Genomic DNA, 26,105 nt, shown 5'->3' with positions numbered 1-26,105 from the left:
CTACTTCTTATTAATGGAATTAGTATCGCAATTAATTACTTTTTGTACATATACAATCACACTGTTACGCAGCTTTCACTTTCTGATCGCGTGGTAAGCCCAAACCGACCAAGCCGATGAACGGTAAGAAGGATGTAATAATCATCGTTTGATAAATCCCTACAGAGTCTATCAATTGACCAATCACTACTGCACCGATTGCTCCCATACCAAATGCTAGTCCTACAGTTAACCCAGCCATCGTACCAATTTTAGATGGTACAAGTTCTTGAGCATAGATTACCGTTACCGAGAAGCTGAGCATCAAGAAAAATCCAATGACGAGAAGGAGAATGATCACAGCCCATAATGGTGCATATGGCAGCAACAAACAAAGAGGCAATGGCACAATCAACGAAAGTAAAATCACATTTTTTCGTCCTATCCGATCGGCCATAGGTCCACCTAAGAATGTCCCGACTGCACCAAGTGCTAAAAACAAGAAAATATATAATTGGCCTTTAGTAATCGTCAGCCCGTAATTTTCTATCAAATGAAAGACATAAAAACTTGTAATATTCGTTACATAGAACGACCGTGCAAATATGATAGCCATTAATAGAATGAGTGCAATGATGACTTGATTCTTCGTCAGATTTTCCATCGTCGTCAACAAGACTTTCTTGCGTTTTCCTAGACGTTCTTCCTCTAACTGTTTTTTATACCAAAATGAAATCTTTGAAAGTAAAGCAATTCCCGCCGCTGCTACTAATACGAAAAAAGCTGCACCAATCTGACCCATTGGCACGAGAACAAATGCACTAATTAACGGAGCAAGTGCTTGCCCTGAATTCCCCCCCACCTGGTAGATTGACTGGGAAAGACCTCGTTTATTGCCCGCAGATAAAAATGCTACTCGTGAACCTTCTGGATGAAATATAGCAGAACCAAGTCCAAGAAACAGCACAGAAATGATAATTAACGAATAGTTCGGAGCTAAGGCAAGACCCAACATCCCGACAAGAGAAAATGTCATGCCGATCGGTAACGCAAAAGGTTTTGGCTTCCTATCACTAAAATAACCGACGACTGGCTGTAATAAAGAAGCAACAATGTTCAATGAAAACGCGATAAAACCTAATTGGGTATAACTAAATTGATATTCTTCTTTAAGAATCGGCAACATCGCCGGAATCACAGATTGCAGCGTGTCATTAAATAAATGACATACCGCAATTGCTATCATAATAGGAAATACGGGATTATTAGCTTGTGTAGACTTGTTCATGTAATCTATTCACACCTTGTCTAGTTGTCTAATTTATTTGTGAAGGTCGCAGGCATGACTACACCGACAACTTCTCCTGCTGCGCATAATTCATCACCCGCAAAAATTTCTACATCTACCTTCCACTTCTTCGGATGAATTTCTGTTACCTTTCCGACAGCTTTCAATACTTGCCCTTGCGGAGTGGGCTTGCTATAAGTAATCTGCAATGAAGCCGTTACGAAGCGTGGCGGAACCGCATCATCACCCGGTTCGTGACCATTTTTCCGATGGAGTGCTAATGCACAAGAACCTGTACCATGACAATCCAGGAATGATGCTAAAAATCCTCCGTAGACAAATCCAGGAATCGCTGTATATTTCTCGGGTGGCAATGTGTATGTCACCGTTTGGTCACCTTCCCAACCGGTTCTAAAATGATTTCCTTCTTCATTTAAACGACCGCAACCATAACACCATGAAAAATCATCCGGATACTGATCCTGAATCGCATTCGTTAAATATTCTTTCAAAAAAAAACCTCCTTTTAGATGAATTCTCTTTATTATACATTCCGAAAATTGAAATATCGACATAAATGAAAACATAAGATAGAGAGACTGTGCTTCTGTACGTATTTTTGCGACTACGCTCATATACTAGAGAGACACGATAAAGGAGGGAACCCCTATGAAAATACGTGGTGTTTTACTAGCTTTGTTAGTCGCTAGTGGTTTCTACGTTATGATTCAAACACTTAATGAATCCTCATCCAATCCATTCGATTGGTTATATGCGGAACATACAGACACACCCTTTTCAACAATTACTTTTAGACAACCTAGCCTACATGAACAATCCGCTACTACGTGGGAAGTAGATCAGGTAGAAGAAGTAGATCGGTTACTGCAATTTCTACAAGCATATGATTACGAGCGAGTCGATCCGAATACACTCGAACTTTTTGATGATCAACCGCTATTCACAATTGACCTTCGCGATGATTCAGGAAATCGGATGACCATTTTAATAGAAGAAGGTATTCTCATCCAAAACGATCGTCTGTATTATGAAGTTGTCAATGGACCACTGCAAGTTGATTGGTTGATGGAATTCATTCTTTCTAATAAACCGTAATTTTGTACTAAAGCAATTTCTGTACTATACTATTTATTAATTCGGTAACCGAATAATCGATTTGAAGGAGAGATTCACATTGGTCAAAAGCTTACCTAAACGTGCACAAGTAGCAGAGCAAGAAACATGGAATCTACAAACTTTATTTGCAAATGAAGAAGCGTATCAACAGGCGGTTCAAGAGGTTGAAAAGGAAGCTACTTCATTTGCAACACAGTATAAAGGCTCAATCACTGATGCAGCATCCGCTATTAAAGCTCTAGACGTCTATCGTAGCCTTCAAGAGAAAGTCATACCGATTGCAAGTTATGCTGAATTGGCAGCAAGCGTTGACTTAACAAACGACACTGCCCAAATGAGAGAAAGTCGATTCAGCTCTCTTGCTGCAAAAATCGGCAGTCAAACGTCATTTGTGATGAGTGAGCTATCAGAGCTATCGGAAGAAATCTTACAACAAGCTAGCGAACAATCCGAGGACTATTCAGTATTATTCGAGAAAATCATCCGTGAGAAACCTCACCAGTTACATCCCGAGGTAGAGAAATCGCTCGCAGCGCTATCTTCTACTTTCCAAGCACCCTACTCTCTGTATAACACGACAAAACTAGCTGATATCAACTTTCCAGACTTCACTGTAGATGGTGTGAAGTATCCGTTAAGCTATGTATCATTTGAAGGCGCATGGGAATCTGAACCGGATACTGCTAAACGAAGAGCGGCATTCCATACGTTTTCAAGCAAATTAAGAGAATATCAGCATACTACAGCGAAAACGTATGATATGCATGTGCAAACAGAGAAAACGATTGCTAATCTTCGTGGCTATGATTCCGTTATCGATTATTTATTGATGGAACAAGACGCAGACCGCGCAATGTACAATCGACAAATTGACGTAATTATGGAGGAATTAGCACCGCATATGCGTAAGTATGCAAAGCTACTTCAAAAAATCTACAGCTTAGATGAGATGACATTTGCTGATCTGAAAATGCCTATTGACCCTTTATATGAGCCGTCTATTACTGTTGAAGAATCTAAAACGTATATGAATGATGCTCTTGCTATTATGGGTGACGATTATCTTGATATGGTCAACCGTGCATATTCAGAGCGCTGGATTGACTTTGCTCAAAACGAAGGGAAATCAACAGGTGCTTTCTGTGCTAGTCCATATGGTAGCGATTCCTTCATTCTGATTTCTTGGACTGGTAGTATGGAAGACGTCTTTGTATTGGCGCACGAACTAGGTCACGCTGGCCACTTCTATCATGCCAATCGTTCACAAAACTTATTTAACTCTATGTCATCACTGTACTTCATCGAGGCACCATCTACGATGAATGAAATGTTGATGGCCAATCATTTATTGAAGAACTCTGAAGACCCGAAGTTCAAACGTTGGGTACTTTCTTCTATTGTTGCACGAACATACTACCATAACTTCGTGACGCATTTACTAGAAGCTGCATTCCAGCGTAAAGTGTATGAGCTTGTTGATGCTGGCGGCAATGTCAATGCGACCATCTTAAACGACTTGAAACGCGGAGTACTCGAAGAATTCTGGGGTGATACAATCACGCTAAATGAAGGGGCAGAGCTGACATGGATGCGTCAACCGCATTATTATATGGGCTTGTATCCATATACGTACAGCGCAGGGTTGACCATCTCAACAGAAATGGCAAAACGAGTACTAAACGAAGGCAAACCAGCAGTTGAAGACTGGTTAAACGTCTTGCGTGCAGGTGGATCTAAAAAACCTGCTGAACTTGCGAAGATGGCAGGTATCGATATCACAACCGACAAACCATTACGTGACACCGTTGCCTATATTGGTGGGTTAATCGAACAAATCGAGCAATTGACAAAAGAAATCGAAGCACAATAAATACAAATAGCCTTCGCTACGCAAAGTTTTTGCATAGCGGAGGCTTACGTTTATACATTAAAGAATGGAAAATTAGGCGACTCAGCAACTATCCATTTACCACTTCTACTTATATTCAATCTCACATGATCAATCCATTATTTCACTAATAATTTCATACGAACGTAGACGGTCTTCATGATTGAATATACCTGAACTAATAATCAGTTCATTCGCTTTCGTTAAATCAATGAACTCCTCAAGTTTGCGACGCACAGTTTCAGGGCTACCAATAATAACGGATGGCGCTTCGCTCTGTTGTGCCACGGCTTCTTGCTCAAACGGTGACCAAGTAGCATTAATATCTTCAATTGGCGGCGTAAACTGTGTCATTTTTCCTTGACGGATATTTAAGAATTGCTGTTGCATGGATGTGGCTATATACTGTGCCTTTTCATCAGTATCGGCTGCAATCAAGTTGATACCCATCATCGCATATGGTTTTTCAAGATCCTTAGAAGGACGGAAGTTTTGGTGATACAGTTGTAATGCCTGCATCATATAAGCTGGTGCAAAGTGACTAGCGAATGAAAACGGTAAACCAAGTTGTGCAGCCAATTGTGCGCTGAAACCACTTGAACCTAATAACCAAATCGGCAATTGTTGACCCGCTCCTGGAAACGCACGCACGCGGTCAGTAGGATTTCCCGCGAAATACGTGCGCAGCTCATCCACTTGTTGCGGGAAGTCCTCTCCTCCGCTATGCAATGTGCGACGCAGCGCATAGGCTGTGGCTTGGTCACTTCCTGGCGCACGACCTAAACCAAGGTCAATACGTCCTGGATACATTGCGTCTAACGTACCAAACTGTTCGGCAATGACGAGCGGTGCGTGGTTAGGTAACATAATACCGCCTGATCCTACTCGAATGCTTTTCGTCTGGCCGGCTACATGTCCAATAATGACTGATGTCGCTGAACTTGCAACCCCCGGCATATTATGGTGTTCAGCCAGCCAATAGCGGTTAAATCCCCAATCTTCTGCATGTTGCGCAAGACTTACACTATTCTTAAATGACTCTCCCGCATCGCTACCTTCATTAATCATCGCTAAATCTAGTATCGACAAAGGGATTCCTTTATATTTCTTCGCTTGTTCTCTAATCAATTCATTCACTCCTTAAGGCGTGTACTTATCTAGCTTACTATTAGTAACCTTACCAACTAATTTACGGGATGTACAATCAATCGAATCGAAAAAGACTGAGAGTATATTCTCTGTCCCCTCTCGTAAATCAGGATAGTGATATGATATATTTGTCCTATATTCTAGGAAGAAGCGGCTCAGCTCCCCTTTAGGAAAGCGTCACTTTCTAAAGCCTAAATACCGACCCGCTGTCCAAGTATTTTTACTCACTTCACTCTCTCCATAACGTACGAGTATAAAGCAACCCCGCCACACCAACGACGATAAAGAGAACGGATCGAATAATAATGGAAATACTGTACAGATCTACAAGGAATAACTTGACGATACAAGCCCCTATAAGGACAACGCCTAGAACTTTGACCGCTTTCCATTGCATTTTTCTCCCGATCGTTATCGACAGAAACGCGAAGCCAAACAGCCAAGATGTATGGACGAGCAAAATCCACTCCGTTGACCAATTATTCATCCAAACAATCGCGAAATACCATTTATTCAAAAAGATAAAGGTAATGATTTGCATGCACACGGCAAGCGCACTCGTTTGTATCCTCAGCGAGAGATAAAAGCTGTTGGTCACAATCGATAAAAACAACAACATCAAAAGGGCAACATAGACTAACTGCACGGCTAGGTTGAAATAAAACACATTCCCTATCGTGCTACCGCCTAGACTCGTTCCTAGTATAATAAAACTAGCTAGAAGAAACTCTATGGTGACTGCGTGTGTGATATAACGGCCATGTTGCCATTTTCGTAATGTGTAAAATATACCTAGAACAATCGCAAGAATTCCTAACTGAATATGAAGTAAGGTTTGATAAGATCCATTCATGTCTTCCAGGAATAGCTTTACTATCTTAAACACATATACTAGAAAAATAAGCTGACCCACGACTAATGATTGGTCTATATGAAATATGTCCTTAATAAACGATGGGCGCCATCTATAGAACGAATAATACAACACGCACATAGTAACGATTAATACGAACCACACGAGATGTTCAATAGTCCACAAACTTGTAAAAACAACTGCTATAACTGTAGCGTAGGCTGCAAACAAATAGACAATTCCACCTGTTACGACTGATCGGATCGTTTGATAATATAGCCCAATCCACACGCCGATTGCCCCATTTAGTAGTAATAAAATTACTTTCACATACATTTCATCTGATTGGAAAGCCAAGATAAATGCACTTATTGCCAAGATAGCAACTGCAGAGAATACACCGTGAAGTAATGACTTTTTTCTTACAAATGCGTAAACCGCAAGTGTAACATACAGAGCCGCAAATAAACCAAACAGGATGATTTCCTGATGGTACTCTAAAAATTTAATCCACCCTAACGCAAATACAAAGTTTGTATAAATCAGAGTTTCTGTAAATACTTGTCTTGCAATATAACCTCTCAAATAGACTGCGAGAAGTACTATATGTTGAAGTAACGCTGTTGCAACCATTATTTTCTCATTGACTTCAAATCCGCCAAGCACAACATAAGCAACTAACGTCAAATGGAATAATAAAAACGTCACATAAAATGAGTACTTATGCTGATTCCGTAACGAGACGAAAAATAACGAAGAGAATAACAATAATACATACAGACAAAATTGAATGTCAGTCGCGCCTTGCCCTTGCAACAAGAATGGTAGTAAGAATCCGGCAAGCGCAGAGAATATCGTCAATGTCTCCGATTTTGTTTTCAATGATAAATATAGGCCGGCTACGATATAGCCAATCCCCACAATGAATGCGACGAAGAAGTTGAAATAATCATACAAATAATACGCCGCAAACGTAGTTAGAATCCCGAGTGCGATAAATCCACCTAGTAATGTCAGTCCGAAGCCATTCTTCCCTCGCTTTATATAGCGCATACCAAGGAAATAGAGCCCAGCTGAAGCGACAAAACCTAATACAATTCGTACAACTCCTGTAATAAAACCATACTCCATACCTACTTTTAAACCCCAAAGGACACCTAATAATAAGATAAACATGAACACACGTGGTAACCAAACACGTAGTTGTTTCTCAAAATCCACTTCTTTTTTCTCTTTACGTGGAACCGTATGATCTGTTACCCATCGTTCGTCCTCCAAAATAGGTGAAGGCTTTACAAACTCTTTCTTTTTACGAACTACATCGTGACTTTCCTTTACTCGTTGCCGGTCTTCTTTTAAATGATCCAACTCTTGCCTGAGCAGATGCACTTCCGATTCCAAGTCTGATACCCGCTGCAAGATTTCTTTATTGTCGTCCATTGACTTCCCTCCTTCTTCTCTGTTTTATTCGAATGAAAGTCTTATAGTACCTACGCTTTTGTTGCAAGAATAGTTTCAATGAAAAATCACCACCCAACACGACTCTTGCGTTAGATGGTGATTCGTTATGCCTGTTCGATTGTTACAGTACAACCTGTCTCACTATACTTGCCATAGGCAGCATGATACGTTGGTCCAACACCCGCCTTAAACATCAGCGAGTGACGAATAGCTGCCGTAATAAATTTCTTCGCTTCAATTACCGCGTCTTGAACAGTCTGACCTTTTGCTAGTCCTGCCGTAATGGCTGCCAAATAACTACAACCTGCTCCATTCGTATTGATTGTGTGAATACGAGGGGCTTTAAGTAAGTAAAATTGCTTCCCGTCATATAATACATCGATTGCTGGACCTTCCAGACGTCCACCTTTAACTAGCACAAATCTAGGTCCTAATTCAATTAGACGACGAGCGGCTTCTTTCAAATCGTCCACTGAATGTAATTCCATCCCACCGAGTAAATAAGACGCTTCTGGCATATTTGGTGTAATAATTGTTGCCAACGGAATTAATTCATTTTTCATCGCTTCCATCGCATCTTCTTTTAATAAAGCTGAACCCATTTTACCGATCATTACCGGATCCACTACGATATTCTGAATTGTCGTTTGCTTAATCCACTCTGCAACGTGCCCAATGATGTCTTTTGTAAACAACATGCCTGTCTTTAATGCATCGACACCAATATCTTCTTCAATCGTTACGAGTTGCGCTTCAATCGCGTCCCAAGATTGAGGAAATATACCTTGTCCTGTTCTAGGATTTCTTGCAACTATTGCAGTGACTGCTGTTGTACCGAACACATCGAACTCTTGGAATGTTTTTAAATCTGCCTGAATCCCTGCCCCGCCACGTGCAGCGGAACCCGCGATCGTTAATGCGCGTTGTATAATCATCGCCACTTCTCCTTCTTCTATGTACGTAATTCATTAAACAGTAGGAACTGCGTCATGGTAAAGGATACCGTGAGGATGCTGTTAGAGTCAAATACATAATTTTTAACAAAGCCCGATGTATTAACTCCCGTTTACACCATATACGAAATATCTGAAGCGGCTGTCGGGTAGGCAAACGGCATTTTCTTCAAATCTTCTACTGGAATTTGAAAACGAATCGCTAGCGCAAAATGATTGATCAAATTTTCCGCATCTTCACCAAGTAAATGAGCACCCAGCACAACGCCATCTTCTTGATCAATAATCACTTTGAAAGCGGCCACACCTTCATTTGTTAGTAGGTGTGAAAACCATTCCGTCGTATTTTGGGCTTTCACAAAGATTTTCTTACCAGATTCTTTAGCCTGTATCTCACTCATCCCTACTGAAGCAAGCTTTGGTACAGTGTAGACTACCGTAGGCACAATTGGATAATCCGCTGTTTTATGATTACCTTTCAATAGATTAGATGCCACTACATGGGATTCTGTAGCAGCGATTGGCGTCAATGGAGGGGCATTGGTAGATGCTGCATCACCAGCAGCATAGACATAAGGATTACTAATACTCTGCATATATTCATTGACTCGAACGCCATGCTTGTCTCGTTCTACATTTCCCTTTTCTAAATCCATATCAAGCGCCGGCTCCCGTCCAGCCCCATGGACGACCAAATCTGCCTTCCAATCTACCCCTCTATCCTCTTGCTCTCCTTGTACGATATAGGAATCTCCACATGTCTCAATGCTATTAACCGCCACTTCTAAATGAATGTGAATACCTAGCTTTCTTGAATAGTTTATAAGCGCCTCGACTAAATCAGGATCAAAATGCTTTAACGCCCGTTCACTTCTATGCAAAATATGCACTTCTGAACCGGCACGAGCTGCAATATGCGCGAATTCAAATGAGATAAATCCGCCACCAACAAAGATAATCTTTTTCGGTAATGTATCCAACTCAAGAAAATCATCACTCGTCCGTAAATGTTCTTCCCCTTCGATTCCCATCTTCATAGGCTTCGCTCCTGATGCGATTAAGATAAACTTACCTTTAAGTACATCGTTACAAACTTTCAATTCATTTTCGCTTTGGAATAGAGCTTTTCCATGATATAGATCAATGCCCACTTTTCCAAACTTCTCTTCGGTATCTTCAGGAATGGATTGCGTAAATGACCGTTTGAATGCCATTAATTCTGGCCAATCAATCTTACTATCTTCCACAATTCCTTTTCCATGCATTCGCTTATTCCAATCAATCAATTCTGCAGCTTTTACCAATACTTTCTTTGGGTCACAGCCACGTTGCGAACAAGTCCCACCAAATGGACGATCATCAATAATTGCGACACGCCAACCCTCCTTTTTACATTTCATAGCTGTAATAGAACCTGCACTACCCGTACCAATGACTATCAAATCATATTCTTTGATCATAGCTATTCTCCTCCTTCACTATGTATACATATTTAACTCTCTATTCTGTAATGAAATACCCTTTATTGCTATTCGTTACACTTGTAAAGTATTGCGAAATATAGGCACTTCTTTAATTAGCAGCATACTGTATAGTAAATGCTCAAAAACATCCTATTCGGTGCGCTTCGAAACAAAGTTACTTGCTAGTAAATTGGCTTCTGACTTTACCAAATTGCCAGTGGCTCTGCTTACGTAGTAGTTTTTCATACTAGCCGAAGCAATTTCTATCATAGCGGTATTCTACATAGAGCCTGAACGATTAGATACACAGAGAAAATCAAGAAATAAATATTGTCACAAAAAAACCGGTTGTAAGTCGCTTTTGCGAATTACAGCCGGTTTTTATTTTACATACAGTCCAGCCATTCGTCGTTGATCATCAAAAGTAATCGAATATACACGCTGATCTTTACTGTACTTTGTTGTTAGCGACGTAATAAAATAGCCTTCTCGTAGGACAACAGAAGATTTTTCGAAACTGACAAACCTACCGGATTCTTTAATAATGTCATTTGTTTCCTTCAATTGTTCTACTGTCAACGCGTCTTTCATCGTATCATCAAACAGCGTGCGCAATTCATCAAACTTTTCTTGATTTAGTAACGTAACGACTTTTTCGGCTTTGCTAATATAAAGCTTTGTGGTTGAATCGTCGATTTTATTACTGCTACAAGCAACCAACAGTATAGCTGTAACGAACACTAGCACTAATAATCTCCTCACATTACGACAACCCTTTCTTTCCAGTAAACAAAGTACACTTAACTTCTATTATAACAACAGATCATTCTTTCGATTAAAAAGCCGTTCTGGAACCAGCAATCATTCGTCTCTGATTCCACGAACAGCTTTTCACTAGAAAAAAACGAAAAATGATTTCTGTTTCACCCACAATTATACTTACACTACCATTTGATCTCGCCCACGATCTTTCGCAACGTATAGCTTCTGATCCGCTTCCATAATCGTATCTTGTAAGGATGAATTTTCTTCCCAATGGGCTAGGCCAATTGATACGGTGACCGAAATCGTCTGATTTTGCGTTACACGGAAAGCTGTTTGGCGAATACATTCTTGAATACTCTCTAGTAACGTAATCGCTTCCTCCCGATTTTGTGCACATATATGCATCATGAACTCCTCTCCACCATATCGCGCAATGTTTACTTGATCCGTTTCAAATGATTTGAAAATCTGCGCCATTTGAATGAGTGTTTCATCACCCGCTACATGACCATATCGATCATTTAGACTTTTAAAATTATCAATATCGAACATCGCAATAAAATGTTTTACGTTCTTACTAGTCGATTTTGCTTTCACTTCCGTAAGACGTATACATTCTTGTCTATTCAACAACTCCGTCAATTGATCATGGGTTGCAAGAAATTCCAACCGTTCTTTCATAGCAAAACGATTTTTTTCAATTTGAATCACTGTATAATAAATCATTGTAGCCGTTAAAAATGAAGAATAACGCCAAGGTCCAATTTGCTTTAGTATTGAGAATCCATCAGTAAGAAAAAACATGAGTGGAATATCAGAAATAGCCCAACAGATAGACACGATGACAAACCGATCCCACAAGCGTCCTTTTCTACCGATTATTCTTGCATAAAGTAATGCAAAAACTGTAGGTAACGCCATTCCATACAACACACCTGGAATCGCTCCGACGCCCCCCATAAATAATCGCCAAAGACAAGCTATGAAAAGTGTCGAGAGCGTAATGCGCCAGCCGCTAAATATTGCTAGCGTCATAAGAGGGATCAATCGTAAATCAAAACGAAAATTGTCAACTACAATCGGCAAATAGAACATCGAAATAACTGTAATCGACATTAATAAAACAATACTTATTTGCAATAGTAGCTTGGAAAAACGTTCACGGTAGCCGATCAATGTAGTAATAGCCAAATGGCTTAGTAAAATTACTGCTAAATTAGATAAGATCGATTGAATCACTACACATTGCTCCTTTTTCGTTAGAGCCAAAATCTTTATTATGGCGACTATTTACTTTTATTTACCAATCGTATGATAGTACTATCATACGATTGTATGAACTATAGGTTCCCTACAGTCACAATATCCTTGTATATCATTCGCTTTTCACATTGAGACATTCAATCGTCAAGAATAATTTGGCATATAATGATTCAATTTTTGTTATCTCTATGCCGGAATACGTAATCATATTCAAGGTATCACGATTTAATTGGCAACCATCACAAATCATTTGCCATATAGGATTTAAGAAATCTTGGGTCTTTCCTAATAGCTGCTGCTCCATTCGAACATGTTCGAAAAATAAAATTCTTGCATTTACTTTACTCACACGTTGAATTTCCTGTAAAGCTTTGTAAGGATCTGGAATCGTACAAAACACTAGTGTTGCGATTACCGTATCAAATGTATTATCGTCAAACGGTAAGGATTCTGCAGATGCTTCATGTACTATTATTCGTACGGATGCATTCTTTCCACGATGTACAGCTCGTTTACTCATGGATGGATTCGGTTCAACCGCCACCACCTGATCGGCATCCCGATAATAAGGAAAGTTAATTCCTGTTCCTGAACCTATCTCTAATACATTCCCTGTAGCCGTTTGCACCAAATCAGTTCGTACTTTTTTAAATCGAGTCGCTTCGAGCGGCTTCATCGCTAGATCATATAGCTTTGGAAATAAACTGTTCATATCATTCACGCCTTCTTTTCTACTAGTATCATATCTCATTTACTTCATTGAATGCTTACATTTTTTAATTTATGGTACGCTCGTTGTACGAATGAACAGGGGGAAACACATGCTTACAATACAGAATGGTTCTGATAGATTGCTAATTGTAATACATGAAATTTACGGCATCAATCAACATATTACGGATATTTGTAACGAATTAGCTACTAAGGGTTTTGATATTCTCTGTCCAAATTTACTAGAACAAGAGATTTCTTTTGATTATTCCGAAGAGAAAAAAGCCTATCATCATTTTATAGAAAAAATAGGCTTTACTAAAGGTGTTAATCACATAAAAAAGATTTTGTGGGATAATCAAAAGAATTATTCAAAAATCTACATTGTAGGATTCAGTGTAGGTGCTACAATTGCTTGGTTATGTAGTGAAGAACTTAGCGTCGATGGCGTAGTTTGTTACTACGGCTCTCGAATTAGAGACTACACAGAATTAGAACCTGTTTGTCCTGTACTTTTAATATGTCCAACGTCGGAAAAATCATTTTCTGTCGTTGACTTAGTTGCCACTTTGAAAGAGGAATCTATCAGTATAAGAGTATATGATGCACATCATGGATTCAGTGACCCTTACTCTTCTGTTTATAATGAAGTATTAGCAGGAGCTGCCCATAACACTACATTAAAATTCCTTTTAAAAAGTTAAACATACGTCTCAATCGCATCTTTCACGGTCGCCTCTTTAATATGATAATGCGTCGCTTGCCAAATCCCCCTTTTGTCTTTCAAGATCAATAACTGGGGTGTCTCATGTTTAACGCCTAAATCGGATGCTATTGTCTCCGATAACCTTTTACTGAATTGCACAATCACCACAACTAACGGAAGATCTGTTTGCAGTTTTTGCAATTCCTTTTTTGCAGTTATACTTGCTACACACGTCATACTTAATTTTACTAATAAAAACGGTTGTTCATCCGATTTCTCAAGCAGAGCCCGCCACTCTTCTATCTTTTTAATACGTATCATATTTACTCTCTCCTAACCTACAGCATATTCATCACTACTTTCTATTCTATACAGACCGTTCAAGTGGCGCTCACTTTTTGCCTAGCAAAAATACCCCACGCAGTATATTTCACTCTACTTTGTGGGGTATGTTTACTTATTTGATTAGACCTAATACTTCCATCATCTCTTTATTATTTTTGGAAGCGTTTTCAATAACTTCTGCAAAACCTTTTGAATCCGCATACGCTGATGTTAGTTGCTGATTCATCATAACCTCTTGTGTTTCAGGTTTTTCTAAAATTTCTTTAATCGCATCATGCAAAATTGTTACGAGTTCATCGGGTGTATCTTTTGGTGCAAGTAAGCCAACATAATAACTAGTTACTGTATTTAATCCTACTTCAGTCGTTGTTGGAATGTCTTTGTAAAAATCTGTCGCCCCTTTAGACGCTGTATCGAACACTAACGGACGGATATCCCCACCTGTTTCTGTATCTGGACTAATAAGACCACCCATGATTTGACCTGATAAAATCGCATTTTTCACGTCTGCTACACCTTCAAAAGGTACGTGCTTTGTCTCGACTCCTAATTCTTTACTAATTTTCTCCATTGAGATGTGGCCGCCACTACCTGTTCCACCTGAAGCGCCGTACGTAAATTTACCTGGGTTTTCTTGTACAAAAGCTAACCAATCTTCATATGTTTTCAAAGGTGAATCATTTTTCACTGATATAGCTGTTGTAATTTCATAAGCTTTAATAATAGGCTTTAAGTCCGCAATTGTATAACCCGTTTTTCCGTAATGCGGTTGAATATCTAACCCCGAACTTGTTGTCATTACAATACTATAGCCATCTGGTTTGGAAGTTGCTGCTTCGGTTAAGCCGAGTGTCGTTCCTGCACCTGGTTTATTAATAACCGCCACTTGTTGTTTGTGTGGCAAGTAGTTTGGTAGTTCCTTCGCAATCATTCTCGCCATGACATCCGTGGAACCTCCAGGAGCAAATGGCACAATAAGTTCGATTGGCTTTTCTGGATAAGATGAGATGTTATCTTGCTTTTCTGCTGCAACCTTAGTTGTGTTAGCTTCTGATTGTGTCTGTTTACTTGAGCAACCTGCCATAATTACTAATAGTGCTGCGACAATAACATATACGATTTTTTTCATAAAATACATCTCCTTTTTCTTATCAAATTATGCATCCAGGTTTAATTGACGTAATATTCTGACTATACCTTGTGAAAAAGAAGGACGCACACCAAGCATCCTTCTATTCTTCACTGCATTTTCCCACTATATTAAACAGTCACTATTTCCCGGGTGATATAGGTTTCCAAAAGATTAGCTAGTTTTTCTGGCTGCTCTAAAGGAATTAAGTGACCCGCGTCTTCTATTTCTTTGACGATTGGATGTTGCAAGTGCTCGACCATATTTTTTTGTCTTTCAAAAGGTACGACCTGATCATTTGGACTTCCTACAATTAATACAGGATAATCGATGGTCGATAGTAATTCTGCACGATCTGGACGAGAAGCAGTTGCACGTAAGTGTGCACGGTACCGATCAGCTCCGTACTCTTGCATCATCTGCTCACGAATCGCTGTAATATCTTGACGATCAACATGATCTGGATGAACACCTTTAGATGCTGTTGCGCGAACCATTTCTTCATACTCTCCTGCTTCGACTCTTTGAATCGCAGCTTCCCGCACTTGCTTCATCTTGTCATTATCTGCATTTGCTACTGATGATACTAATGCAAGGCTTTTTACACGTTCAGGTGCTTTATCCAAAATAGCTAGTGCAACATAGCCGCCAAATGAGTAGCCGAACAAATGAAATTCTGCTGGTAATTCTTTAAGCAACTGATCTGCAATGCTCCCTACATCTTCTAGCGCAGGTACATCTACTGCCACACTATAAATCGATGGACTAAGATGTTTTTTCACCCCGTCAAAAATTTGTTTTGAGTTATTTAACCCTGGAATCATCACCAAATTCTGTTTAGTTTCGCTCTGCATGAATTCTATCCCCTTCCACCCAAGTTGAATGAATACCATTTGAAATTCGCGCTGGTAAAATGACGCGTGCTAGCGGTCCTGCTGAAATATCTTTCGCATCTAAGATTAAACATTCTGAACGATTTTCTATCATATCAGTAATAAACGTTAGAACATAACCATCATCTTCTTCGACTGCACCTACACGTTTGGCAACAACTGGCTCACTTCCATAACGTTGATCGCCGTATTCATAACGCATTGTGTCGCCATTCTTCATATCATAGCGCTTTAATCCAACTTTCAACCAATCGTCCTTATGGAACAATGTGTTATAGCTGAAGCGGTAGTCATAGCCCATGTTTTCATTACTGACTACTGGGAACTCTGTCACTTCATCGTCAATTAGTTCCTCAACTGTTTGACCTGTTCTCATATTGAATTTCCAACGATACATTTGTGTTTTCGCTTTATGCTTATTCAAATTGGATTTAATTTTTTCATACGCATCGTTTCCTTGTACACCGATTGGTGGTTTCCCTGGTGTAGTTAATTGGATACAACCATCTTGAATGACCCAGTCACCCTCTTCGTAACAGTTTGCTAAGTGTAAAATGAAGCACGGCTTAGCTTCGAACCATTTAATTTGAGAATTGTCACCGTGACGAGGGATAACACCGAAGCGTGCTGGACGATCATTATAGAAACGAACGCGTCGAATATCTTTCTTCAATAGGTCCTCATCTAAAATGAATGGTAGATCATGTAGTATCGTATAATTTTTTGTAATTCCTAAATCATGTGGCCAACGTGGTCCTGGCAATTCTACCGGGACATAGTGTGCCAAATTTCCGTTACGATCCAGCACACCATAATTTAAGTACGGATGTTGCTCACCATAGTTGAAGAACATTAACTCCCCTGTGTGGACATCTACTTTATAGTGTGAAGCAATTCCACGAGGCAAGATTTTTTGGTTAATCTCCGCATCGACACCTAATGTTTCTAATGTAAGTGGATCTAAGCGCCAAGGTTCACTACCTTGAGACATCGTAGCAAGCAATTTACCTGAATGTGCAATAACATCTGTCCCTGCATTGTCTTTCATCTTCCCGATACTTCCCCATCCACGTGCAGTTGCTAGATGTGGTTCAAGCATCCCTGGCCACAATGATTTACCAGCTGCTTTTTCAGCTAAATAACCGATTGTTTGAACGAAACGGTTACGATATTCTGCTTTACCATTTTCAAAATGAATGGCATGTAGCATGCCGTCACCATCGAACGGATGATAAATACCTAGTGGTTCATGCACTTGGTTATGTGTATTACGAATATATATTCCGTGCAGATCCTTTGGAATTTCACCAATTACTTGCATCGTATCCGTAGTCGCTGTATATTCCGTATCCATAGGTGCAAAGAAACCTTGTAAATATGGGTGATCAGTATCCTTAGCCACAGTAACATTAATCTTGTCATGAACTTCTAACATTCTACAACACTCCTTGTTTTATAGTTTTATAGGTAATTTCATGAAACACTAATTTCTTTAGAGCTTTCAGTAAGATCGATAGTGAATTTCGCTGCCGTCTTGCGTTTAACTTCTTTTATCGTGACACCGTCAGCTAGTTCACTAAGAATTAACTGATGTTCCTTCACGCGAAATGTAGCTAATTCAGTAATAATTAAATCTACAGAACGCTGTGATGTTAACGGATAGTTCGCTTGTTCCACAATTTTTGGGAGTCCATCTTTCGTTGTGTGAGTAGTTGCAATAATAACTCTACCTACACCCTCCACTAAATCCATCGCTCCTCCAACACCGAGAACGTTTTTGCCGGGTACACTCCAGTTTGCGATACGACCTTTTCGATCTACTTCTAATGCACCGATAACAGCCACATCAACATGACCGCCACGAATCATTGCGAAAGAATCTGCACTGTCAAAAAAGGAAGCGCCTTCATTTATCCCAACAGGAATCTTTCCTGCATTGACGAGATCAAAGTCGGGTTCTTGGTCTTCAGGGACAGAGGCTACACCAAGAATTCCGTTTTCCGAATGTATATAGATCGATGAATCGTCGGGTAAATACTCTGTTACGAGCGTCGGAATTCCGATTCCAAGATTTACTATTTCGCCTTCGTTCAAATGTTTCGCAACAGTTGAGGCTATGATTTGTTTTACATTCATCATGCCTCCTCCTTTCTATTTAGGACAACATAGTTAACATATAGATGAGGTGTTACAATTTCGTCAGGCGTTAACTGTCCAACTTCTACAATTTCCTCTACTTCAGCAATGACGACTTTTGCAGCGGTTGCCATCGGAGGATTAAAATTTCTAGCAGATTTCCGATAGATTAAATTACCTAACGTGTCGCATTTATACGCTTTAATAATTGCGACATCTGCTTTTAACGCTTCTTGGAACACGTATTTCGTATCGTCAATAACACGCATTTCTTTTCCTTCACTCAGCAGGGTGTCTACACTAGCTTTTATATAAATTGCTCCTACTCCTGCTCCGCCTGCCCGAATGGCCTCAGCCATCGTTCCTTGTGGCAAAAGTTCCACTTCTAGCTCACCAGCTTGACTCGCCTTTACCGCGTCAATATTAGATGTAAAAAATGAGCCGATTGCTTTTTTAATCTTCTTTTGGACAAGTAATTTACCAAGTCCTTTACCAGGTTCCCCAAGATTATTACTAATCACTGTCAAATCTTTTACCGGTGAGTCTCCTAACATTTCGATTAACGTTAAGGGAGCACCTGTTAGACCGAACCCACCAACCATCACGGTATGACCATTTTGAATTAACGGTATTACTTGTTCCTTAGTTATTAGTTTTTTCATCGTCTCACCTCCAAATAGAAAAACCCAGCATAAGATGAGTACGCGCATGAATAAGCCATCCATGTCGGTTTCATCAAATACTGGGTTTTATCGTTAGTATAAGAAGAGGTTGTCTTCTTATCGCAATATAACCGTATCTTCTTCAGTTTTTAAATTATCCCAAAATCGTTGAACTGCTGATTGTAGTGCAACGATCACTGATTGTTGGGATGGAGCTATATAATGATTTTTGATTCGTTCAATTAGTGATTCTAAACCATCATCGAGACAGTAACCAATCATCATTTTTTCAAAAAAGCTATTTGTTAATCCTGTTATAAAAACAAACTCTACATTTTCAATTATATGTGTATGTTTATTGATTTCAAGAACAATACCTGTATGTTTATAAACTTCATACATTGCGGTTCCTTGAGGTGCTTTGGAATATCCAGTTACGAGAACGGTATCTAGCTTGACCAAACTTGAACTGCCTCCTTCTCTTATGTTGTAAGAGAATCTTAGCATTCTATCTTTTGTTAGTCAATACCGAATTTTCAGAAATGAAATCGATTTTTACTAATGAGTGTTTCCCAACCTGTAAGATTTTGATGTCTAGGCGGCCATTCGCTTAATTCGAATGGAAAATCAGATCCCGGAACGACACGTTCTTCGCCGACAATCTTTACTAAATAATCCAATGCATCGCCACTCCACAATACAGAGTCATACCAAAACCGGTTGACATAATCTCCTGGTTGCGAGTTCAATTCGGATGATATAGACTCCCATACTTCATATCCTCTATTCAACCGACCTACTTGATACGGAAAATATCCACCACCATGTGCAAGCAAAATCTTTACATGTGTATAGCGATCCAATAATCCGCTCAACACTAAATCGGTAGCACAAATCGTCGTCTCCCATAGAACACCACTTAGTGTAGACATTCTTCGTTGATTCATTCGTTCATCTCCATGCAATAACGGATGAATAAATAGAATCGCACCTAAACGGTCCGCTACTTCCCAAAACGGCTGGCAACGTTCATCTGTCAATAGCTTAGTAGATGAACCTACGCCAATAATTGCGCCTTTCATTCCTAAATTCATCGCGCGTGCCAACTCAATCGCCGCTTGTTCAGGATCATTCATCGGAATCGTTGCCAAAGCTGAATATCGTTCATGATTTTGGTTCACTTGTTCAGCCAAGCTATTATTATAAACCGTCGCTAGTTCAAGTGTAATGTCACTAGGAAAATCATACAAGAATAATTGCGGTAATGGTGATACAAGCGAATGACTAACATTCGCTTGATCTTGTTGTGATTCAAAGAGTTCTTTATTAACAAAAGGCTCATTTAATGAAAACGGCCATTTCCCATTGATAATGAGATGTTCTTTTCCGCCACGGTCTTCCCATTTGGCATCAATAGTCTTTTGATTGTCTTTCAACCACTGCATGACGTCTGGTGGAATGAAATGTGCGTGAGCATCAATCATACGGTTTCCTCCTTACTAATCGATACGTGTACTGCTTTAGTTAAAACATAACAGAAACAGATTTCGTATCTAAATAGTCTTCTACACCGTACTTTCCACTTTCACGGCCAAGTCCACTTTCTTTAACGCCGCCAAATGGTGCTTGGATTGCGAATGGTGCAGGATCATTCACTCCGACCATGCCATATTCCAACTTCTCAGAAACGCGGTACATACGACCAAGGTCTTTTGTATAGAAATATGAAGCGAGTCCGTACTCAGTATTATTCGCTTTTTCAATTGCTTCTTCTTCTGTTGTAAAGCGGATTAAAGGAGCTACTGGTCCAAATGTTTCCTCACGAGTAATCTTCATATCTTCTGTTACGTTACCAAGAATTGTTGGTGCATAGAAGCTACCATTCTCGTATCCTTCACCTGTTAAACGATCACCGCCACAGAGTAATTCAGCGCCTTTTGCTAGTGCATCTGTTACTTGGTCGTGGACGCTTGCAATTGCTTTATCATTAATCAATGAACCCATTTGGTTCGATTCATCCAGACCATTTCCTACTTTCATACTTTCCACTGCCGCTTGCAATTTTTCTGAAAACTCATCATAAATCGCGTCTTGAATATACACACGGTTCGTACACACACATTGCTGACCTGATGAAGAAAATTTACTACCGATTACCCCTTTAACCGCAAGATCCAAGTCTGCATCTTCGAATACGATGTATGGTGCGTGTCCACCTAACTCCATTGATACACGTTTTACTGTATCTGCAGATTGACCAATCAATTTTTTACCTACTTCTGTTGATCCTGTAAATGAAATCTTCTTCACATCTTTACTATCCATTAATGTTTTAGCAATCGGCTCAGAAGAACCTATGACTAAATTGACAACACCTTCCGGCAAACCAACTTCATCAAAGATTTTGAATAACTCTAAAGACGATAGTGGCGCTTCAGAAGATGGCTTCAATACGACAGTACATCCAACAGCCAACGCCGGTGCTAGTTTTCTAGCGCCCATCGATAATGGGAAGTTCCAAGGAGTGATTGCTGCTACGACACCAACAGGTTGTTTAATGACATGTCCTCTTTTGTTTGCGCCTACGATTGGCATCACATCACCGTATATACGGCGTGCTTCCTCTGCATACCATTTAAAGAATGAAATCGTGCTTCCAACTTCATAGCGTGCGTTATGGATAGATTTCCCCATCTCTTTCGTAATAACTTCTGCAAGATGCTCTTTCTTCTCTTCTAACTTCTCAACAATCTTCATCAAATATGCGCTTCTGTCTTCTGCTGTTAAACCAGACCACACTGGGAATGCAGCTTTAGCCGCGTCAATCGCTTGTTGTGTTTCTTCTGCACCCACTAAACCTACCGTGTCTACTACTTCTCCATTTGCTGGATTCTTAATTTCCAATGTCTCTTTCGTATCGATCCATTCATTATTAATATACATATTCATTCAACCGCCTTTTCATAGTTTAGTATTTTTCTTGCTGATCACTTTCTTCAATGTAAAAAACCAAGCATTCATAAGTAAACCTCGACAATATCGTCCAAGATCTGCTTATCAAACACTTGGTTGCATTGTTGGTATAAGAAGAGGTTGTCTTCTTAACACAATAAAACCGTATTCGATCATCATGTTACTTTATGATTCGACTTTTTTATTGCATCGAATATATACAAGCTTAATCAATGATTTCTGACTTGTCAATCTTTCTTAGTAACTTTTTCTTCTCTTCGTCTAAGAAAATGTAAGCGCTGTTTTATTTTAAGTTTCTGAAGATTTACCATTGACTTATATATAGACCGTGTTGTAAATTATAGTTAGTCAAACAAACTAACTTATTTTTTGAGGAGGAACAATAGATGACCGGATGCCCATATTCCCAAAAGAAAGTAACTTACCTAATTCCAATTAAAGAACTACGTACTGAGGAAGATTTCCTTAACATACATACTTGGCTAGCAGACATGCGAAAAAACTCGCCTGTACGTTACGATGAAAGTAGAGAGTGTTGGGATATTTTCCTTTACGAAGATGTTGATGCGATTTTTAGAAACTCAAAAGACTTTTCAAGCGTCCGAAAATTCCATGCGCCTACTCCATTACGCAGCATTCTAAATATGGATCCACCCGAACATACGAAACTTAGAAAACTAGTGAGTAAAGCATTCACGCCAAGAGCTCTAGCTAAACTTGGACCTCGTATCGAAGAACTATCTAACGAGTTAATTCAAAAGGCAATTTCTCGTGGCTCTCTTGACGTGGTAAACGAATACGCTTACTCTCTAACGATCAATATGCTGGTCAACCTTCTTGGAGTTCCAGAGAAAGATAGCGAGCTATTCAAAACATGGTCCGCTGATCTTCTTGCATCGCCTGCAGATGATTCAGATGAAGCTTATAACTCATCTGTTACACACGTCAAAGAAACGATGGATAAAGTAAATGCCTATTTACTAAATATTATTAATGAACGACGTGAATCACCAAAAGAAGATTTAATCACTGAGTTGACGCTAGCAGAAATCGATGGCACGCACTTAACTGATGAAGAGATTTTAGATTTCGCAGGGATACTACTACAAGCTGGTTTCGGAACAACTGCAAGATTAATCTCCAACTTCGTTCGTTGCATGTTGGAAAACCAAGGATTATTCGAGAAATTGAAAAATGATAATTCACTGATTAGTAGCTCGATTGAAGAAGTCCTTCGTCTCTATCCTTCTATCTATCGTACAACGCGCTATGCAAAAGAAACATTTACATTGCGTGACCAAACGATTAAGGAAGGCGACGAAATTCAGATTTGGGTAGCATCTGCCAACCGCGACGAAAACGTTTTCGAAGATCCGAATTCTTTCGTTATCGATCGTAAGCCAAATCAGCATTTAGCATTCGGGAAAGGAATTCACTTCTGCCTAGGCTCTTCTTTGGCACGTTTGGAAGCGAATATTGCAATTGAAGTATTCGTCAACAGCCTAAGCTCAATCAAACAACTTGATCCTCAACTTAAGCCAATCCGCAGTATGGTGGCTAACGGTTTAGAGGAATTAAATATTAGCGTAGAAGCGTAAAAGACTATTGTTTTTGAAAGGATGAAAGTTAAATGATTCAAGAAAAAAAGGTATATGATATTACAGTGATTGGCGGCGGTCCTGTTGGATTGTTCACCGCATTCTACGCAGGCATGAGAGAACTTTCAGTAAACATTATTGAAAGCCTTCCACAATTAGGTGGCCAACTCGCCGCTCTCTATCCAGAGAAATATATTTACGATATTGCTGGGTTCCCCAAGATCAAAGCGAAAGATCTCGTCAATAACCTAGTGGAGCAAATGGCGATGTTCGAACAAACAATTAATCTTGGGCAAACCGTTCAAGTTGTAGAGAAACAGCCGAACGGCGAGTTCCTTGTTCACACAGAAAGCGATTCATACTTAACAAAAACGATTATTATTACGGCTGGAAACGGTGCATTCGATTATAAGCGCCTTCCACATGAAAAAGCAGGACTATTCGAGGGTAAAAACCTTTCTTACTTTATTGATGACTTGCAGAAGTTTGCCAATAAAAAAGTTTGCTTATTCGGTGGTGGAGACTCCGCGGTCGATTGGGCTATGATGCTTGAGCCAATCGCTGAAAAAGTAACGATTGTTCACCGTAGAGATAAGTTCCGTGCGCATGAGTCCACAGTTACTCAAATGATGAATTCTAAAGTAGAAGTACTGACACCTTTTAACCCTAAAGATTTCATCGGTAGCGATCGGATTGAAGAAGTCATTATCGAACATACAAAAGGTGAAGAAGATATTCAGTTTGTTGTAGATGATGTCATCGTCAATTACGGATTTTCCTCTTCCCTAGGTCCGATCAAATCATGGGGTCTAGAGATTGAAAAGAATAGCATACTTGTCAATTCTAAAATGGAAACGAATATTGAGGGCATCTATGCCGCTGGCGATATTTGTACGTATGAAGGTAAAGTGAAGCTGATTGCTACTGGTTTCGGCGAAGCACCAATCGCAGTTTCTAACGCCAAAACACATATCGATCCATCCGCTAAACTTCAAGCGTTGCACAGTACTAGTTTAATGGAAAACAAAGAGAATGAAAAAACTACAGTATAATCTTTATAATTAAGGAGTGCTCCTATGGCTAAATATTCTATGGTAGATCAAGAAAATTGCATCGCTTGCGGTGCTTGTAACTCAGTAGCAGAAGAAATTTTTGGTTATCATCAAGATGGAATTTCATTTGTAAAATTCGGGGACAATAATGGACAAGTTCCCATTCCTGAAGAACTGGAAGACGATCTAGAAGAGGCATACGAAGGCTGTCCAAGTGAAGCCATTCTTATTCAAGACAGTCCTTTTTCAATTGCATAACAATCTATGCATCTATGACTTGAAGGTATCTCCTTCAAGTCATAGATGCTTTTTCTGAATAGATAAATTTTCGGTATTTAAGAAAAGAGTGAAGTCAATGGATCAATCTAAAAAACTATGGACGAAAAACTTTATTGTCCTTTTTATAATCAACTTTATACTTGCACAAATTTTCTTCTTACTCGTTTCAACTATTGCTGTATTCTCCGTTGAGACCTTCAATACGTCCACCAGTATAGCTGGACTATTATCGGGAACATTTGTCATCGGTGCGCTACTTGGACGATTAGTTTCAGGACGGTTCATTCATAAAGTTGGTAGCCAAAGAATTTTATTTATTGGTTTACTTAGTTTTTTGATAACAACGGCGGGGTATATGCTAGCTACAAACTTATCGCTGTTCTTTATGAACCGCCTGCTTCACGGTATCTCATTTGGTATAGCAAGCACTGCTTCAGGAACAATCATCGCCCAAATCATTCCCCGATCTCGTCGTGGTGAAGGAATTGGCTATTACAGTTTAAGTACAATATTGGCTACAGCAAGCGGACCGTTTTTAGGAATTATGTTCGTTACACAGACAAATAATTTCTTCTTAATCTTTCTCCTGAATTTTATATTGGCAATTATTATTTTAGGACTCTATTTCCTTGTCAAAGCACCTGCAATGGAAATCGCACCTAAAGAAAGTAAAAGTTTTAGTATCTCGCAATTTATTGAAAAAAAAGTTTTACCTATTGCGATTGTCGGAATGTTACTTGGTTTCGTTTATTCTTCGATTATGGCTTTTATTACTTTCTATATGGAGGAGATTGGCCTAGTAAAGGCAGGCAGCTTTTTCTTCCTAGTTTATGCATCTGTTGTGTTAATTTCACGCCCCTTCACAGGTCGCTTGATGGATCAACGAGGCGCGAATATTGTCATCTATCCTTGTCTTGTGTTATTTGCGGCAGGTATGCTCGTCTATAGTCAAGCACACTATGGATATATGATTATCCTAGCCGCTATACTAATAGGTTTCGGTTATGGAAGTTTCAACTCCATTGCCCAGACGATCGCAATTAATGTGACCCCAAAGCATCGTTTAGGTCTCGCAACTTCGACATACTTTATTCTTTTTGAGTTAGGTTTAGGATTGGGTCCATTTACTTATGGATTGTTAATCCCACATCTTGGCTTTCGCGGAATTTATTTAGCGGCATTCTCCATGATTATCATTTCCATTTTCCTTTACTATCTATTACATGGAAGACGTGACCACGAATTGATTCCGATCCCAGCTGACAAATAACAAGATACTCCTCAGGACTACGTTCCTGAGGAGTATCTTGTTTTGGCATGTTTAGTTGTTTGAATTAGTACACGTAGCCATTTAAACGTATACTGACACCCTTTAAATTCAAGTGAATGATTCATGTTCCTTCTATTATATAGCCTCCCATT

At 39.5% G+C, this 26,105-nt stretch carries 25 protein-coding genes; 7 read left to right on the top strand and 18 right to left on the bottom strand.

Annotated features, from left to right (window positions below):
- Nucleotides 1-64: 64 nt before the first annotated feature.
- Complete coding sequence (locus ORD22_RS04295; protein WP_317644653.1) at nucleotides 65-1,267, bottom strand: MFS transporter; 1,203 nt, start codon at nucleotides 1,265-1,267, stop codon at nucleotides 65-67.
- A gap of 20 nt (nucleotides 1,268-1,287) precedes the next feature.
- Nucleotides 1,288-1,779: a PaaI family thioesterase gene (locus ORD22_RS04290; RefSeq protein WP_317644652.1), complete on the bottom strand. Its 492-nt coding sequence runs from the start codon at nucleotides 1,777-1,779 to the stop codon at nucleotides 1,288-1,290.
- A gap of 157 nt (nucleotides 1,780-1,936) precedes the next feature.
- On the opposite strand from ORD22_RS04290, the gene ORD22_RS04285 reads away from it, so the two are divergent.
- Both ORD22_RS04285 and pepF read left to right on the top strand, forming a co-directional pair.
- Nucleotides 1,937-2,383 carry a hypothetical protein gene (locus ORD22_RS04285; protein ID WP_317644651.1) on the top strand — a complete coding sequence of 149 codons (447 nt, stop codon included), beginning with the start codon at nucleotides 1,937-1,939 and terminating at the stop codon, nucleotides 2,381-2,383.
- 79 nt (nucleotides 2,384-2,462) lie between these two features.
- Nucleotides 2,463-4,274, top strand: coding sequence for an oligoendopeptidase F (pepF, locus tag ORD22_RS04280; protein ID WP_317644650.1), 1,812 nt, complete (start codon nucleotides 2,463-2,465; stop codon nucleotides 4,272-4,274).
- Nucleotides 4,275-4,403: 129 nt separating this feature from the next.
- Here the strand turns inward: pepF and ORD22_RS04275 are convergent, their stop codons facing one another.
- The 7 genes from ORD22_RS04275 to ORD22_RS04245 all read right to left on the bottom strand — a co-directional run bounded on the left by ORD22_RS04275 (nucleotide 4,404) and on the right by ORD22_RS04245 (nucleotide 12,911).
- Nucleotides 4,404-5,420: an LLM class flavin-dependent oxidoreductase gene (locus ORD22_RS04275; RefSeq protein WP_317644649.1), complete on the bottom strand. Its 1,017-nt coding sequence runs from the start codon at nucleotides 5,418-5,420 to the stop codon at nucleotides 4,404-4,406.
- A gap of 250 nt (nucleotides 5,421-5,670) precedes the next feature.
- Entirely contained in the window at nucleotides 5,671-7,734 is a 2,064-nt protein-coding gene (locus ORD22_RS04270; protein ID WP_317644648.1) for a DUF2339 domain-containing protein, read from the bottom strand.
- Nucleotides 7,735-7,859: 125 nt separating this feature from the next.
- Entirely contained in the window at nucleotides 7,860-8,690 is an 831-nt protein-coding gene (gene thiD / locus ORD22_RS04265) for a bifunctional hydroxymethylpyrimidine kinase/phosphomethylpyrimidine kinase (protein ID WP_317644647.1), read from the bottom strand.
- Between the two features lie 131 nt (nucleotides 8,691-8,821).
- A complete protein-coding gene (locus tag ORD22_RS04260) occupies nucleotides 8,822-10,168 on the bottom strand; it encodes a dihydrolipoyl dehydrogenase family protein (RefSeq protein WP_317644646.1) in 1,347 nt (448 codons plus the stop codon).
- Nucleotides 10,169-10,552: 384 nt separating this feature from the next.
- Nucleotides 10,553-10,933 (bottom strand): DUF3887 domain-containing protein, encoded by a 381-nt coding sequence (locus ORD22_RS04255; RefSeq protein WP_317644645.1) that lies wholly within the window; start codon nucleotides 10,931-10,933, stop codon nucleotides 10,553-10,555.
- 177 nt (nucleotides 10,934-11,110) lie between these two features.
- On the bottom strand, nucleotides 11,111-12,175 hold the full coding sequence (locus tag ORD22_RS04250) for a GGDEF domain-containing protein (RefSeq protein ID WP_317644644.1): 1,065 nt from the start codon (nucleotides 12,173-12,175) through the stop codon (nucleotides 11,111-11,113).
- A 136-nt stretch (nucleotides 12,176-12,311) separates the two neighbouring features.
- On the bottom strand, nucleotides 12,312-12,911 hold the full coding sequence (locus ORD22_RS04245) for a class I SAM-dependent methyltransferase (RefSeq protein WP_317644643.1): 600 nt from the start codon (nucleotides 12,909-12,911) through the stop codon (nucleotides 12,312-12,314).
- A gap of 109 nt (nucleotides 12,912-13,020) precedes the next feature.
- Between ORD22_RS04245 and ORD22_RS04240 the strand changes: the two genes are divergently transcribed.
- Nucleotides 13,021-13,614 carry a dienelactone hydrolase family protein gene (locus ORD22_RS04240; RefSeq protein ID WP_317644642.1) on the top strand — a complete coding sequence of 198 codons (594 nt, stop codon included), beginning with the start codon at nucleotides 13,021-13,023 and terminating at the stop codon, nucleotides 13,612-13,614.
- Here ORD22_RS04240 and ytxJ read toward each other — a convergent pair.
- From ytxJ to ORD22_RS04195, 9 genes are all read right to left on the bottom strand, one after another.
- Nucleotides 13,611-13,937 carry a bacillithiol system redox-active protein YtxJ gene (gene ytxJ / locus ORD22_RS04235; RefSeq protein WP_317644641.1) on the bottom strand — a complete coding sequence of 109 codons (327 nt, stop codon included), beginning with the start codon at nucleotides 13,935-13,937 and terminating at the stop codon, nucleotides 13,611-13,613. The genes ORD22_RS04240 and ytxJ overlap by 4 nt on opposite strands.
- A 136-nt stretch (nucleotides 13,938-14,073) precedes the next feature.
- Nucleotides 14,074-15,090, bottom strand: coding sequence for a tripartite tricarboxylate transporter substrate binding protein (locus ORD22_RS04230; protein WP_317644640.1), 1,017 nt, complete (start codon nucleotides 15,088-15,090; stop codon nucleotides 14,074-14,076).
- Nucleotides 15,091-15,221: 131 nt separating this feature from the next.
- Nucleotides 15,222-15,944 carry an alpha/beta fold hydrolase gene (locus ORD22_RS04225; protein ID WP_317644639.1) on the bottom strand — a complete coding sequence of 241 codons (723 nt, stop codon included), beginning with the start codon at nucleotides 15,942-15,944 and terminating at the stop codon, nucleotides 15,222-15,224.
- Nucleotides 15,928-17,418 (bottom strand): carotenoid oxygenase family protein, encoded by a 1,491-nt coding sequence (locus tag ORD22_RS04220; RefSeq protein WP_317644638.1) that lies wholly within the window; start codon nucleotides 17,416-17,418, stop codon nucleotides 15,928-15,930. The genes ORD22_RS04225 and ORD22_RS04220 overlap by 17 nt, the downstream gene beginning before the upstream one ends.
- A gap of 38 nt (nucleotides 17,419-17,456) precedes the next feature.
- Nucleotides 17,457-18,119, bottom strand: a complete 663-nt coding sequence (locus ORD22_RS04215; protein WP_317644637.1) for a 3-oxoacid CoA-transferase subunit B — start codon at nucleotides 18,117-18,119, stop codon at nucleotides 17,457-17,459.
- Nucleotides 18,119-18,781: a CoA transferase subunit A gene (locus ORD22_RS04210; RefSeq protein WP_317644636.1), complete on the bottom strand. Its 663-nt coding sequence runs from the start codon at nucleotides 18,779-18,781 to the stop codon at nucleotides 18,119-18,121. The genes ORD22_RS04215 and ORD22_RS04210 overlap by 1 nt, the downstream gene beginning before the upstream one ends.
- Before the next feature lie 117 nt (nucleotides 18,782-18,898).
- Nucleotides 18,899-19,243 (bottom strand): DUF3870 domain-containing protein, encoded by a 345-nt coding sequence (locus ORD22_RS04205; protein WP_317644635.1) that lies wholly within the window; start codon nucleotides 19,241-19,243, stop codon nucleotides 18,899-18,901.
- A 74-nt stretch (nucleotides 19,244-19,317) separates the two neighbouring features.
- Nucleotides 19,318-20,265, bottom strand: coding sequence for an amidohydrolase family protein (locus ORD22_RS04200; RefSeq protein ID WP_317644634.1), 948 nt, complete (start codon nucleotides 20,263-20,265; stop codon nucleotides 19,318-19,320).
- Between the two features lie 40 nt (nucleotides 20,266-20,305).
- A complete protein-coding gene (locus ORD22_RS04195; protein ID WP_317644633.1) occupies nucleotides 20,306-21,724 on the bottom strand; it encodes an NAD-dependent succinate-semialdehyde dehydrogenase in 1,419 nt (472 codons plus the stop codon).
- A gap of 416 nt (nucleotides 21,725-22,140) precedes the next feature.
- On the opposite strand from ORD22_RS04195, the gene ORD22_RS04190 reads away from it, so the two are divergent.
- The 4 genes from ORD22_RS04190 (at nucleotide 22,141) to ORD22_RS04175 (ending at nucleotide 25,953) form a co-directional block, all read left to right on the top strand.
- Nucleotides 22,141-23,352: a cytochrome P450 gene (locus ORD22_RS04190; protein ID WP_317644632.1), complete on the top strand. Its 1,212-nt coding sequence runs from the start codon at nucleotides 22,141-22,143 to the stop codon at nucleotides 23,350-23,352.
- Nucleotides 23,353-23,384: 32 nt separating this feature from the next.
- Nucleotides 23,385-24,404 (top strand): NAD(P)/FAD-dependent oxidoreductase, encoded by a 1,020-nt coding sequence (locus ORD22_RS04185; RefSeq protein WP_317644631.1) that lies wholly within the window; start codon nucleotides 23,385-23,387, stop codon nucleotides 24,402-24,404.
- Nucleotides 24,405-24,428: 24 nt separating this feature from the next.
- Complete coding sequence (locus tag ORD22_RS04180) at nucleotides 24,429-24,662, top strand: ferredoxin (protein WP_317644630.1); 234 nt, start codon at nucleotides 24,429-24,431, stop codon at nucleotides 24,660-24,662.
- Nucleotides 24,663-24,759: 97 nt separating this feature from the next.
- Nucleotides 24,760-25,953, top strand: coding sequence for an MFS transporter (locus ORD22_RS04175; RefSeq protein ID WP_317644628.1), 1,194 nt, complete (start codon nucleotides 24,760-24,762; stop codon nucleotides 25,951-25,953).
- Nucleotides 25,954-26,105 lie beyond the last annotated feature (152 nt).

Origin of the sequence: Sporosarcina sp. GW1-11 (assembly GCF_033088395.1) — a bacterium.
Lineage (GTDB): Bacteria > Bacillota > Bacilli > Bacillales_A > Planococcaceae > Sporosarcina.
This window is presented reverse-complemented; position numbering and strand designations above follow the sequence as displayed.